10 protein-coding genes and 1 pseudogene are annotated in these 13,350 nt (G+C 68.0%); 6 read left to right on the forward strand and 5 right to left on the reverse strand.

The features are described from left to right. Nucleotides 1–192 precede the first annotated feature (192 nt). Nucleotides 193–915 (forward strand): SAM-dependent methyltransferase, encoded by a 723-nt coding sequence (locus tag WME95_RS12175; RefSeq protein ID WP_437908541.1) that lies wholly within the window; start codon nucleotides 193–195, stop codon nucleotides 913–915. Between the two features lie 302 nt (nucleotides 916–1,217). Beyond that, the gene (locus tag WME95_RS12180; protein ID WP_437908542.1) at nucleotides 1,218–2,078 is read left to right on the forward strand and encodes a hypothetical protein; all 861 of its coding nucleotides are present in this window, start codon (nucleotides 1,218–1,220) and stop codon (nucleotides 2,076–2,078) included. Nucleotides 2,079–2,198: 120 nt separating this feature from the next. On the opposite strand, the gene WME95_RS12185 is transcribed toward WME95_RS12180, so the two are convergent. Then, nucleotides 2,199–3,695 (reverse strand): hypothetical protein, encoded by a 1,497-nt coding sequence (locus tag WME95_RS12185; protein ID WP_437908543.1) that lies wholly within the window; start codon nucleotides 3,693–3,695, stop codon nucleotides 2,199–2,201. A 599-nt stretch (nucleotides 3,696–4,294) separates the two neighbouring features. Here WME95_RS12185 and WME95_RS12190 point away from each other — a divergent pair. Both WME95_RS12190 and WME95_RS12195 read left to right on the forward strand, forming a co-directional pair. Further along, nucleotides 4,295–6,324, forward strand: a pseudogene (locus WME95_RS12190) (penicillin acylase family protein). 313 nt (nucleotides 6,325–6,637) lie between these two features. Then, a complete protein-coding gene (locus tag WME95_RS12195) occupies nucleotides 6,638–7,297 on the forward strand; it encodes a glutathione S-transferase family protein (RefSeq protein WP_437908544.1) in 660 nt (219 codons plus the stop codon). Nucleotides 7,298–7,445: 148 nt separating this feature from the next. On the opposite strand, the gene WME95_RS12200 is transcribed toward WME95_RS12195, so the two are convergent. The 4 genes from WME95_RS12200 to WME95_RS12215 all read right to left on the reverse strand — a co-directional run bounded on the left by WME95_RS12200 (nucleotide 7,446) and on the right by WME95_RS12215 (nucleotide 10,825). Next, nucleotides 7,446–7,628, reverse strand: coding sequence for a hypothetical protein (locus tag WME95_RS12200; protein ID WP_437908545.1), 183 nt, complete (start codon nucleotides 7,626–7,628; stop codon nucleotides 7,446–7,448). 305 nt (nucleotides 7,629–7,933) lie between these two features. After that, on the reverse strand, nucleotides 7,934–8,236 hold the full coding sequence (locus tag WME95_RS12205) for an RNA recognition motif domain-containing protein (protein WP_437908546.1): 303 nt from the start codon (nucleotides 8,234–8,236) through the stop codon (nucleotides 7,934–7,936). A 581-nt stretch (nucleotides 8,237–8,817) separates the two neighbouring features. After that, a complete protein-coding gene (locus tag WME95_RS12210) occupies nucleotides 8,818–9,012 on the reverse strand; it encodes a hypothetical protein (protein WP_437908547.1) in 195 nt (64 codons plus the stop codon). 337 nt (nucleotides 9,013–9,349) lie between these two features. After that, the gene (locus WME95_RS12215) at nucleotides 9,350–10,825 is read right to left on the reverse strand and encodes a basic secretory protein-like protein (RefSeq protein ID WP_437908548.1); all 1,476 of its coding nucleotides are present in this window, start codon (nucleotides 10,823–10,825) and stop codon (nucleotides 9,350–9,352) included. 683 nt (nucleotides 10,826–11,508) lie between these two features. Here WME95_RS12215 and WME95_RS12220 point away from each other — a divergent pair. Then, nucleotides 11,509–12,690, forward strand: a complete 1,182-nt coding sequence (locus WME95_RS12220) for a hypothetical protein (protein WP_437908549.1) — start codon at nucleotides 11,509–11,511, stop codon at nucleotides 12,688–12,690. 158 nt (nucleotides 12,691–12,848) lie between these two features. Continuing rightward, complete coding sequence (locus WME95_RS12225; RefSeq protein WP_437908550.1) at nucleotides 12,849–13,241, forward strand: hypothetical protein; 393 nt, start codon at nucleotides 12,849–12,851, stop codon at nucleotides 13,239–13,241. The last annotated feature ends 109 nt before the right edge of the window (nucleotides 13,242–13,350 follow it).

Here is a 13,350-nt window from a genome sequence, read left to right on the forward strand (position 1 = left end):
TGATCGCTCAGAGGGCCCCGCCTGGCCAGGGCGAGAACCTTCGCGCCGGCACGGGTGGGCTCAAGGCCGCGGGGGGTGCGACAGAAAGCCCTGCCAATCGGATCGAAACCCCCGCCATGTCGAGGCTGCACGAGGGGTGATACTCCCCTTCTGAGGGCGGTCCGGGCGACCGTCCGCCGAGGAGAAGGCGTGATGAAGACGGACGAGCACGGGAAACACGCAGTGAGCTTCGGGCGCGAGCGAGCCTTGAGCTACGACGACCAGGTGCGCCGCTTCTGGCCGGGTTATGGCGTCATGCAGCAGGTCATCGCCGAGGTGATCGCCGCTGCGCTCCCCGACGAGGAGGCCGCGTCGCTGCTGATCGTCGGCGTCGGGACCGGGAGCGAGGTGAAGCCGCTCGCGCGCTACGCGGGGGCCGGCGTTCGTTTCACGGGCGTCGACCCCTCGCCGGAGATGGTCGCCGTCGCGAGCGAGAAGCTCGCGGCGGAAGGCCTCCTCGAGCGGACGAGCCTGCATGCCTGCGAGCTGCGCGATCTCGCGCGCGGGCCCTTGTTCGACGGCGCCCAGATGATCGGCGTCCTGCACCACGTCCCGGGCGATGAGGCGCGCCTCGAGCTCCTGCGGGAGGTCGCCGGGCGTCTGAAGCCGGGGGCGCCCTTCGTGATCGGCTGTCGGACGGGAGACGATCCGCTGCTGAGCGCCGTCGAGGACCGGCGGGCCCTCGCGGAGGGGCGGCCACCCGAGGCGGCGGAGCAACGACGGAAGGCCATGGCGTCGTTGAAGATGCCGGCCTCGGACGCCGAGGTCTTCGCGCTCCTGGCCCAGGCAGGCTTCATTGCGCCTCGCCTGATCTTCTGCGAGCTGCAAATCAAGACCTGGGTGACGCGCTACGACCCGTCCACGCTCGGCGCGTGACGTGGCGACAGGCGGGGCCGCGGCTCCGCCCGATGTTGCTCCTGGTCAACCCGGGCTCGACGCTGCGGTAAGGGAGAAGGGGAGGCGTGTGGCGGAATGCCGCAGTGAGGCACGCGTGCGGTTCGCGCGTGGAAGGGAATGGCAGGCGATGAGGTGCGCTCATCGGGCGCGAGCGCGTTCACGCAAGCTCCTTCCGCGTGTCTCTCAATGAACGCTCAGCCCGCACGCCTGGACCGCGCTTTGCAGTTATACAAGGCATGCTGCAAGACATACATCAGCACGCTGCGTTCATCGTTGGAGTCATGGGGTTCTCGCTGACGCTCGGCTGCGCCGGCGAGCCTGGGACGGAAGAGGCGCTCCAGGAGAGCCGCGACGCGTTTTCAACGGCGCCGGGTGAGCCGAACCACGAAGAGATCACCAGCACCGCGCTGTCGTTCCTGAAGCCTGCGGTGATCAGCGCGCTGAAGATCGGCAATGTGTCGACGGACGCCGAGCTCCACTTCAGCAATGCTGCGCACTTCGATGACTGCAACTTCAGCGGAGGAGCCGCCTTCATCGCCGAGAAGCAAGCCGAGGCGGTGGCGGCGCTGGGCCCGGGCATCGCGCAGCTGAGTGGCGATGCGCTGGCATTGCTGGCGTTCTCCCGTTCGCTTCACGCGATGCAGGACTTCTACGCACACACGAACTGGGTCGAGCTCGGCGGCGACGTCCTCGTGGACCAGTCGCTCACGGCGTTCCCCGCGCTCGCGCCGTACTCCACGGTGCCGTCGACGGGCTTCATCGTCGTGCAGGGCCGACAGCCGAGGGGGGCGGCGGTGACTCGCGACGACGATGCGCCGTACCCGGAGTACGCGATCGTGACCTTCCGCCAGCGGCGGACGACCGCCCATGGCCTCGTCTCGGGCACGGTCGACTACGAGCCAGGCGACTACTGTCCGCCCCCGGTGGCGATGACCCACGACGAGCTCAGCAAGGACAAGACCTCCTTGACCGATCGCGTCGAGCAGCACCTCGCGGCGAAGTCGCTCGCCATCCAGCAGACGCGTCATGAGTGGTGCCGGCTCAATCAGCTCGCGCACGAGGCGTGGGGCGACGCCGGGACCGCGCGCCTCGCGGCGTGGGTGGCCGACCCGAGCTCGGCGCCCGACTGCACCACCGAATGAGGCGGAGGCGTTCTGGCGCGCCTTCGCCCGTCACAACCCGGCATGGATCTTCTGGCGGCAGAGCGTCACCCGATCCGCGGCCTCATGCCATGCCTTGTACTCCTTCCGCGTCCGCTCCCGTCAGGGCATCGGGTACACGAGCGAGAGCCCGGCGACGCACATCTCGTCGAACGTACTCCCCTCGCCGTAGGCCACGTCGATCGTCGAGATCATCTTCGCCTCCTTGAGCGCCTTGACCACGTACGGGTTCTCCGTCGAGTTATTGTACGTGCACCGGATCTGGAGCACATCGCCCGGCTCGAGCGTCGGGAGCGTCTCGATGGGCGCGTCGTACGAGTACGAACGCTGCCAGCCGAACTCCCACTTCGGCGCGTGCGCCAGGCACTCCTCCTTGGGTTGCTCGGGTGAGCCGTTCGCCCGCGTGACCGTCACCTTCTCGTCGAAGCCCAGGTAGTGCATGTGCAGAAAGTCGCCATAGATGCGCGTGCCCGGCGGGAACGGCATCTCTTGCGATCCGGGCGAGCCCGGGGCCGGGACCGTGAACTGCTCCGTCTCCACGTGGTTCTTGCTGTCCGCGGGGATCAGGAACTCGACGCCGTTCTTGTCGCCCGGACCCGGTAGCAGCCCGAAGCCAAACTGACCGACCGGATCATCGAAGTTGCCGATCAGGTGGTACAGGAAGCCGTACTTCGGCTTCTCTTTGGTGAGCCTGAGCTGGACGCGCGTCAGGTCCGGGTCGGCCGTCGTGCCGGCGGGGTGGTAGTGGATCTGCATCATGATGAGCGACCCCTTCGGGATCAGCTGACCCACCCCCTCGGGCAGATCGACCGGGTCGGCGCCGGGAGCCCAGGCTGTGAGCATCTGGAGCGATCCAATCTCCACGCCATTCGGGACCTCGCCGGCGCCACACGGAAAGCTCCCGTCGGGGCCGGCCAGGCTCGCGGACTTCCCCTCCGGATCGATGGAGATTATCCCATGGTGAACGACCTTGTGGTTGCCGGGCACCATCTGTAGACCATTGAGGTACTGGTCCTCGGTGAGCCCGGGATCGATGATGAAGCAGCGGAACTCGTCCTGCTCACCGGAGGTGACGTAGGGCTCGTTCGGATGAACCTCGAGGGTCATGCCTGGCAGGCCGGGGCTCTTCGGCACGAACGAGGCGGGCGCGTCCTTCGGATCACCCTTGGGGGTGCCGGCCTTGCTCCAGGCCTCCAGCGTGCTGATCTCCGCGTCGGAGAGGCGGATGTCGCCCTTCCACGCGTGACGGGTCGAGCACTCGTCCGTGTCACGTACGGCGAAGGGCGGCATCGTGCCCGCCTTGGTCGTCTGGACCATGAGCGCCGCGACAGCCCTGGCGTCGTCGTACGCGGTAAGGCTGAAGGGCGCGATATTGCCCGCGGAGTGGCAGCCCATGCAGCTCTTCTGCAGGATGGGCTCGACGTCCTTGTGGAACGTGGGGCTACTCCCGGTAGCCTGGGGCTCCGTGGGCTCGTCGCCCCCGGAGCAGCCGGTGAACGCGGCGGCGGCTGGCAGGGCGAGGGCGAGGGTGAGGGCGGACAGCGAGACTCGGGCGACGGAACGCGAACGCAGTGAAGCAGGCATAAGACCTCCGGGCATCCGGATCCTTCACGAGCGAAGGGGCCGGTCGCTTGGTAAGGAGCCACGGTTTGTTCGACGGCGTTTTGGATATGTGTATTGTACATATAATCGTCCCCCGTGAGGCGTCAAGAAACTTTGTGCAAAATACACAGATTACAAAACAGAGAAGCTCCGCGAGCTCCACGGAGCCATGGTCGATCTGGTCGCGCTCATGAATCAGCCGCAGCGCGACCGCAGTCGCTGGCTTCCTCGGCGACCCGGGGGACCAAGGTAAGATTTAGACAGCTTGGCGCGCCCAGCGATCCCGACGCGGGCGCGCCCGACGGCAGCCCGCCCTCCTCCGCGACGTTCGGTCCGCTCGGCGATCGGCCGGATCTGCCCGTCGACGGGCGGCTCACCGTCGACGGCCTGCTCTCTGCCGTCGATGTCGTCCAGGACAGGGACGGTAGGCCCCATATCTATGCCGAGAACCTCGTGGACGCCTCGCTCGTGATCAGCCGCTTCCAGAGCTACCTCCTGTCGTTCGACGCCGAGCTGGACATCACCATGCAGCAGTTCTTCGACGCCGCCCGGACCCGACCATCGTCGACCACGCGGTGGTGGAGCCGGACCCCGCCGTGGGGGCGCTCAGCGTCCGCTGGACGGGGCTCACGCCGACGAAGGAGCTGGAGGCCATCTTCGGCCTGCTGCGCGCTCGCTCGGTCGATGATGCGCAGGAGTCGCTCTCGAAATTCAGCGTCGGCGCGCAGAACTGGGTGATGGGCGACGCCGCGGGCGACATCCTCTGGACGACGCACGCGGCGATCCCGACGCGGTCTCGCGAGGCGTTCGCCTGGGACGCGGCCACCTATACGGGCGTCCTCCCCTGCATGGTGCTCCCTGGCGACGGGACCGCGGAGTGGACCGGGACGCTCCCCGAGCACCTCATCCCCCGGGCGAAGAACCCGCCGGCGGGATACATCGCCACGGCGAACAACGACCCCATCGGGGACTCCCTGGACAACGATCCATCGAACGGCGCGCTCCCCGACGGCACCCCCATGTACCTGGGTTGCAGCTTCGACATCGGGTTTCGCGAGGGCCGCATCCAGGAGCGGATCGATGCCCACGAGGGACCTCTGTCGCCGGAGGATTGCGCGGCGATCCAGGGCGACATCAAGTCGGCGCTCGGCGCGAGGCTCGTGCCTCACCTCCTCGGCGCCATGGACCGCGCCGACGAGGAGCGCGCGACGCCCGGTACTCACCCCGATCTGACCGTGATCGTCGCGGACGCCACATACGTCCCGCAGCGCCTCGCCGCCCTGCGGGCGCTCCTCGACGGCTGGGGCAAGGAGGCGGACTACAAGGCGGCCGCCGGCATCGATCTCGATACCGCCATGCCGCTCGCGGACGAGGGCGATGGCCCCGGCGCGATCGACGCCCGCGCCTCGGAGGCGACCTTGGTCTTCAACCTCTGGCTCGTCCGGGTGGTGCGCCGGGTGCTGGGCGACGAGCTCGGCCAGATGGGCTTCTCGTCGTTCTCCCGGGAGCTGTCGGCGAAGGCGCTGCTCCACCTGTTCTCCGCCGATCGGGAGCAGCTCGCCACCTTTGATCCGGCCGTGCAGGACAGCGCGCTGTGGGACGACATGGGCACGCCAGCGGTCGAGTCCAGGGACGAGCGCGTGCTGCGCGCCCTGCTCGACGCCCTCGCCTGGCTCGATCGACAGGGCGGCTCCGGGGCTGCGGCGCCCCGCTGGGGCGCCTTCACACGGTCACCTTCGACGCGCTCGTCCCCCTCTCCAGCAGCCTCAGCATCCCTCCGCCGAGCGATCCCCTCTGGAGCGGCGGCTTTCCGCGCGGCGGCGACGAGTTCGCGGTGGACTCCTCGGATTACCGCCTCTCGTGGGCGCTCGACGAGTTACCGGATTTCCGGTATGTCCACGGCCCGTCGCAACGGCTCGTCGTGGAGCTCGACCCGGCGGGGCCGAAGGCGTGGAACGCCATTCCCGGAGGCAATGTCTGGGACGCCGAGAGCCCACATTTCCGCGATCAGGCGGAGCTCTGGCGAAAGAACCAGACGCACCTCGTCATCGGCGGGATTGACACGGTGCTCGCAGCCATAGCGGCATACCAGCCACCGTTTCGTCGTGTGATCGGCGGCGAGAGCTCGACGGCCACCGCGAGCGTCGCGCGCGCGAACGTCGGCGTCGTGGCCGGCCGGTCGTCCCTGCGCGCGCCGGTCGACGTGCTGACCTGCAACGCCCTCTCGTTCGACTTCCCGCCGGCCGTGTACCCGACGCAGATCGACGGTAAGCGGTCGAGCACGGCGGCGGCGCAGCAGCTCCCCGCTCGCCCGGCCGCAGCGAAGGCGCATACCGCCCGGCTTATCCCTGCCGCCGGACCCGCGGCCGCTGGGCCGCGGCCCCCGCGCAGGCGTCACCGCCCGCGCGGCAGCGGATCGGCAAGGCCAGGGCTCGAGCCTGAGGTAGGGCGCGGGCGCTACAGCGGGAAATGTTGCTCATCCGCGCGGCGGGACCTGCAACAATGCAGGCCGCTCCCATCTCCGCGCCCGGCGTCGTTCGCCTCGTACGAGGTCGTCGTGCTCGCGCCGCCGCTGACCGGATTCGCGACAGATTTGTTGCTCCCCGGGGCGCTGCCCCTGCGCTAAACCTTTCGTTGCCGGCGGGCGGCGCGTGAGCACGCGACGCGCTCTCCGCGGAGCGGCACGAACTCCCCTGGATGAAGATCGACAAGGAGTACGTCTTCGTGGGCCGAGCGGCCGCGCGTCGCTCCGCGATTTGTTCGAGAGACCGTCGTCACGTGGACGCTCACCAAAGTCCACGACGGCATCCGGATTCGCCTGATGCATGCCGGTTTCTGCACGACGAAGAACGATGTTTCGCTCGAGAGCATGAGCGAAGATCGTCCGAGGATCGGCGCCATCTCCAAGGAATACAGCTCCACAGAGGCAAAGAATTCAAATGGATAAGATCACCGTTACGGGATTGCCCTGGGCTCCGCCGTTCGCGCAGGGGCTTGTTCGCGACTTGCGCGTGCGCTGGGCGCTCGAGGAGGCCGGGCTTCCCTATGAGGTCAGACTGATCGATGGCGGGGAGCGGAGCTCGCACGCATACCGTCAGAAGCACCCCTTCGGAATGGTGCCGGCCTTCGAGGCGGATGGTCGGGGGCTGTTTGAATCGGGCGCCGTCGTGCATCACATCGCTGCGGACTCCGAGGCTCTGATGCCCCCCGATCGGCACGACCGCGCCAACACGGTCGCCTGGATGTTCGCCGCGCTCAACACGGTTGAGCTGCCGATCCAGAACCTCTTCGCGATGGACCTGCAGCACAGCGAGGAACAGTGGGCGAAGCTGCGGCGTCCCGCGGCTGTGGATGCGGTGAAAGTTCGGCTGGGCGCGCTCTCCGCTTGGCTCGACGGGCGCGACTATCTGGTCGATCGCTTCACCGCGGCGGACGTCCTGATGACGACCGTGCTGAGGTTCCTTCGGCACACAGACCTGGTGACCGAGTTTCCCGTGCTCGACGCCTACGTCAAGCGCTGTGAGGCGCGGCCAGCCTTCCAAAAGGCCTTGCGCGACCAAATGGCGGACTACGCTCGAAACGCTCCAGTCGCAGCCTGAAGCTGTGAATGGTCAAGGCCTTCAAAGCCAAACTCCTCGGGAGGAACAATTGGCGACGGCAGGCCCGTAGCTGGAAAGTGTGGTCAAACCCGAGTTCATCCGGCTCGCGACCTGCGCCGCGCGGAGCAGCGCGGCGCGGTGACCGGGCTCAATCGACGGCGGGCAGCTGCGGTCCTGGGACGATGCCCGCGATATCCGGATCTTCACCCGGCGCCAGGCCGCCGCTCGATCCCTTGTCATTGCGGCGCTGGAGGCGGCTCGCCGTCTTCTCGCGCTGCTTCTCGATACGGGCGCGCTCTTTCTGGCGCTTCAACGCGGTCTGTCGTTGCATGATGACTCCAGCCTCAGGACGCCCTTGATCGAGCGTCCTGAAATAGGCTTCTCGGTGAGATCTGTGGGCGCACGCCCGGACAGACCGACATGTGGTTGCGGTCGTGCCGGAGCGTGTGCCCACACTTTATACGAGCAGCCTGGTTTCTCTGGCAAGTTCGACGAGACGAGCACGCGGAGAGGCCCTCTCCCGCGGCTCGCTGGCCCGCTCGAGCTCGGCTGGCTCGCGTGCAGGTTCCCGGGGTGGCAAAAAAAGCGGCGGACCTTCGGGTCCGCCGCCCTGTTTCGACTGGACGAGCCGCGCGATCAGTAACGACCGCGCCCGCCGCCGCCGAAGCCGCCGCGCCCGCCGCCGCCGGCCGGGCGCTCCTGCGCCTCGTTGACCTTGAGCGCGCGCCCGTCGAGCATCAAGCCGTTGAGCTGCGAGATCGCGCTGTTCACATCCTGGGCCGAGCCCATCGTGACGAACGCAAACCCGCGCAGCTGGCCGGTCTCGCGATCGGTCGGCATCGAGATCTCGCGGACCTCGCCGCTGCCGGCGAACGCGCTCTCGAGGGACTCGCGCGTGGTGTTGTACGAGAGATTGCCGACGTAAAGACGATTACCCATGGAACGTTGCTTTCACGGCCTGCAGTTGCGCTCGTGAGCGCTCTTCGCCCGTCATTCGATGAAGCCGTTGCGGATCGAACGATGACGTGCCGCGCGACGAATCTCGCGCAGGCACACGGTGCGTCGTCCAGTCATCCGCGCGAGCAACGTCTCCCCGCGAAGAGGGAGAGAAAGCATCGTGTAGAGAGCCAGTGACGTCGTGAGGAGGGCAGGGTACTCCAACACGGCGTGGTGCGCAAGCGGTACCGTGCTGGCTTCTTCGATGCGCGGCGCGTCCCGGACGATCTGCGAGAAGTCAAGGCAAAGGCGCGGACAGCTCTTGCAGAAGTCGGCGCCGAGCCGCCAGTGATGAGCCCGCCGCCGTGGCCGGGCTCCAGAAGTACTCCCCTGTACCCAGCCAAGACCTCGTCAAGGTGTCCGGTGCGCTGCCATGAACCGGTGAGCTCACGATCATGCGCTACGCGAGGGGTCGAGGCTGGCCTGGGCGGCTGGGTGCGTAGGCTCGAAGAAATGCGCGCACCCCTCGACGAGGCGCACTCGGGCGCGGGCGTCATTCCGCGCAGGCCGCGCCATCATGTCAATCAAGAAGCGCGTGTAGGCCCGGGCACTTCGGTGAAGAAGTCGACCTGCTGGAAACGGAAGTAGTCGTCCTCCAGCGTGGGCACCAGCGCGTTCGGGTTGCGCGCCAGGTACTCCGGCGTCCTCGTGATCCTGAAGGTTGCGCCGGCGTCGATGCATTCGAAGGGCAGATGCAGCGGCTGCGCGGTGAACACCACCTTACGCGCGTTGATAGAGGAGGTGCGGCCCCGATCTTGAGCATGGCGTGGTCCTCGCGAGGTTCTCGCGGATGTTAGCGGCGAACGCCGCGATCCCAGCGTCGTTCTGCTCCACCGAAGCGGTGACGAAGGAGAGGCGCAGCGTGTCCGCTCGGGCTACTCCATCAAGCCCTATTTCCAGCTCGCCGCGTGCGGTGGCCTTCAGATCCGGATCGCCGACTCCCCCGAGCCGCGCGTCCTCGATGCTCCGAGGCGCGCTCGGGGGCGGCGGCCGAGGTGGAGGGGTAGCCCTGGGGGGAGCCTCAGGAGAGCGCTTCGGCGATAACGCCCGAGGCCATCACTCGACGACGATGGAGGAGATCTTGTCGTTCATGGCGCCCAGGGTTGGGGCATCGGAGGTGTACTGCACCGAGGTGCCGGTATACCCTGCGTCGTAGTACGCCGTGACCGTGTAGCCGGGGGGCACCTGGATCGAGGAGATCCAGTCGTTTGCGATCGCGCGAGCGCGGATGTCGAGAACGTCGTACTGCCCGCGGTCGAGCACGACCGCCCTGCCGCCGAAGGCGTCGTGCTCGTACACGGTGATTCCCGAGGTGGCAGGCGGCGGGGCGTTGTAGTTCGAGTACTGTTGCCACAGGGTCTCCAGATCGTAGCCCGTCAAGTCGACCCACGTCTCGCTCGAGTACTCCCCTTGACGCAGGATGTCGTCGAGCGCGTCGACCACTGGCGGCAGGCCCACGCGGTACGTCGCGTCCATCCATTTGAAGAAGGCGGCCGCATCACCGTAGCCGAAGAGGTAATGCGACCCGTACGTCCACCCGCTCGGGATGGACCAGCCGGCCTCCTCGTTCTTGAGGCCGTAGGCGTCACGCACATAGTCGGCGCCCCCCTCGATGATCCAGCCGGGGACCTCGCCCCAGTACCCGAGCTGGACGACGTGCATCGTCTCGTGCACGACCACGTCCGCGCCCAGCGGGTTGTCGAGCATGAACTGCCTGTTGTAGAAGGTGTTGGTGCCGCTCGCCCAGGCGATGCCGGGCTGGTCGGTGATGTGCAGCCCCACCGTGGTGGCCGCGGCCGGGTTGAAGCGTTGCACGAGCTGCGGGTACACGGTGTAGAACGTGCAAATCATGTCCTCGAGGATGACGTCATTGAAGTTTGGGACGGTGGTGACGTTGAGGGTGTAGGGGCTGCCGTCGCCGCAAGCCGGAGTTGGCGTGCCCCCCTCGAAGCGGAGGTTGTCGAGCACGGTGGCCGTGCTGGAGCGCGGCACGTTCAGCGCCAGCGTGATCCGGAGATCCGAAACTTGCTGCTGAAACGCGCTCTCGAGGTGAGCCGGCACCGCAAACGAGAGCGTGCTCCACGTGTTTACCGGCACGTTCTCCAGCGAGGCCAGGCCCACCCAGGCCCTGTTCAAGCCGAGCGTCGGGCTGCTCACGTACATGTGCACCTGACCCCAGACCGAGCTCACGGGGACCCGGATGTCGAGCGCGAGCTCGTCCGTGACGCCCGACAGGGTGGAGAGCGCCGAAGAGGTCAGCTCCGCGTACGAGAAGTCGCGCAGCCCGAGCGCGGCCGCGCCCTCCGTGTGGTGCGTCGAGGATTCTAGGATCCCGTCCGAGGCCGTCCAGTCGGCCACGTTCTCGAACCCGAAGACCGAGTCCTGCTGCGTCAGCGCGAGCTCGGCTGTCTCGACCGGGGCCTCTTCATGGGGCTCCCCGGCGACGGCGCAGGCGCTCAGCGCCCAGCACGTCAGCAGCAGACTCGCTCGGCTCAGCAGCTTGCGTGTACTGTGATGAATCGATCGTGTCATGTTCCTCGTTGTGCGCGTCTAGAGGGCGTACCCACGCGAGCGAGTCGTCGGATTCATGCGCTCGCCGCGAGCACGCCAGGACGGGAGCCATCGCGATAGGCTCCCGCCAGCCCATCAATGCTTCCGGGGTCCATCGATTCAAGCACCCTTTACATTACTTCACATCGCGCGCATCGCGAATCGCGACAGCTTTGTTACTCCCGCGGCGCTGCGACGAAGCCTACGTTCCCGGCGAGCCCGAGGCTCGGCGAAAGGAAGGCACCCATGGCTCAGCACGAAATCACGAACCGCAGCGGCGTGGGAGGCGGGCTGCAAGAGTTGCTCGTTCTGGGCAGAACGCGGGAAGCGGCTCGAAGGGGGGAAAGCATCCTACGAACGTGACGTCTGCAGGGTCGTGCGGGGGATCTCGACGTAGCTGCAGGCAGCCAGGGCGGCGGGGAGAGCAACGACATGGAGCGCGTTGAGCGAGCGCCCGCGCAATTGCGCAGCGGCGCGCGCAACGGCGCTTCACGGCTGGCGCGATGCCCCGGCTTTTCGGCCCGATCGCGCTGGTACACCCGTTGCTAATGGTGGGGACGGCGCCCGACGTAGAGGAGGGCAGAGCAGCTGTCGTCTGGACAGCGGAGCTCCGCCCTCGGGTCGTGCGGCCAGAGAAGGCCGCGATGGCAGCCATGGAGAAACACATGAAGACGAATCTCAAGATCGAGTCGCTCCGCCGTGGTCCCCGGTCCGTTCTCGCGCTGCTCCTCGTGGCGGCCGTGCCGGCGTGCGCCGCCGCGCCGGCGGAGGAGCCCATGGTGGAAGATCCCGCGGACGAGAGCGTTGATGCGAGCGAAGAAGCGCTGCGCTCGGGCGACGCCGCCGGCTGGGCTTTCTACAACGGATCCGGGCTCGTCCCGGTGCGATCGTTCAACTCGTCCGGGGGCGCGACGCGTGTCGTGAGCTCCGGCGTCGGGGTGTACACGGCCACGTTCGATGGCCTGAGCGGAAGCGGCGGCAACGTCCAGGTGAACGCGGCGGGGGGAGACGGCCAGCGGTGCAAGGTGGCCTCGTGGGGGACCGCCGGGGCGGCGCTCCAGGTCAACATCCGTTGCCACGCGGCGGCTGGCCAGGCGGCGAACTCTCCCTTCATCGTCTCGTATGCTCGCTTCGCGGGGGGCACGGCGGTCTCAAGCGACGGAGCCTATGTGTGGGTAGACCGGCCCAGCACCGATGTGTTCACCCCCTCGCCGACGTATCAGTGGGGCGCGCCGTCGACCGTCAACCGGACCCGCACGGGCCGCTACATCGTCACGCTCGCCGGGCAGGCGTCGGACGGCGGCTCCATGCTCGTGACGGCGTATGGGACCGGGGCCGAGTACTGCAAGACGGCGGAATGGCAGCGGGTGGGGACGGACACGGACGTCGAGGTGCGCTGCTTCGGTCCGGGCGGCGCGCCGGCGGACTCGCGCTTCTCGCTCAGGTACATCCGCGACGTGCGTGACGCAGCGACCGAGAGCGGCGGCTTCGTGTGGGCGCACGACCCGACCGCGGCGAGCTACACACCCTCGCTCACGTTCCAGCACCACCGCATCACGTCCGAGTGCAACGACATCACGGAGATCCTCACCGCGCAGCGGCTCTCGACCGGGCGCTACTTGATCAAGTATCCGGAGATGGGCAGCGGCACGGCGGTCCCGAGCGGGGCGGCCCTGGCCACCGCGTACGGCACGGGTCCCGAATACTGCAACGTGACCGGCTGGAGCACTCCCGCCTCGGATCCGGACCTGCTCGACGTCGGTGTCCGGTGCTTCAACGCGAGCGGGTCTCTCGTGGACACGCAGTTCACGCAGACCTACTTCGCGAACCTGTTCCACGCCTGCTGACCTGCCCGGAGGCGGCCGTCCCGCGGCCGCCTCCGGGAGAGCGGACGCAGGACTCGGATCCATCAGGCCGACGTGCTCTCCGGTACTGGCCGTGGGGCGCCGGGACGCCGTCGACTCCACGCTGTTCAGCTTCGGCTCGACGGGGCACAATGCTCGTCATGAGGATGGTCTTCCGAGGCGGCGCGGCGTACGGCCCGAACGGGCGGTTCGGCGCGTGGGTGGTGAGCGTCGACGCCGGGGGGAGCGTGACGCTCGCGGGCCAGGCGCTCGGGGAGGAGATCCACCGGGGACCGGAGCCCCTGTCGGAGTCGGAGCTGGCGGCGCTCGATGGATTGCTGGCCTCTGCCGCGACGGTGGACGCGGCGCCGAAGCGAATGGGCGTCCCCGGGGAGACGCAGGTTGGTTTCGACATCGAGACGCCTTCCGGGCGCCGCGAGATCCAACGATGGCACCGGGAGGCGCAGGAGCAGCCGCCGCTGGCGGGTCTGCTGCGCTGGCTCGACGAGGTGATCCAGGCGCGGACGGGGCGGTTCGCGGCCTTCGGGAGCTGACAGGCAGCGGGGCGCACCATGGCGTCGTGAACGGCGGCAGACCGGCTCACGACGGCGCCGCCATGACAGCGGCCGACGTCTCCGTCGGCCACGCAGGGTCGACGTCGCG

It is taken from the genome of Sorangium sp. So ce327 (genome assembly GCF_051530205.1).
GTDB lineage: Bacteria > Myxococcota_A > Polyangia > Polyangiales > Polyangiaceae > Sorangium > Sorangium cellulosum_B.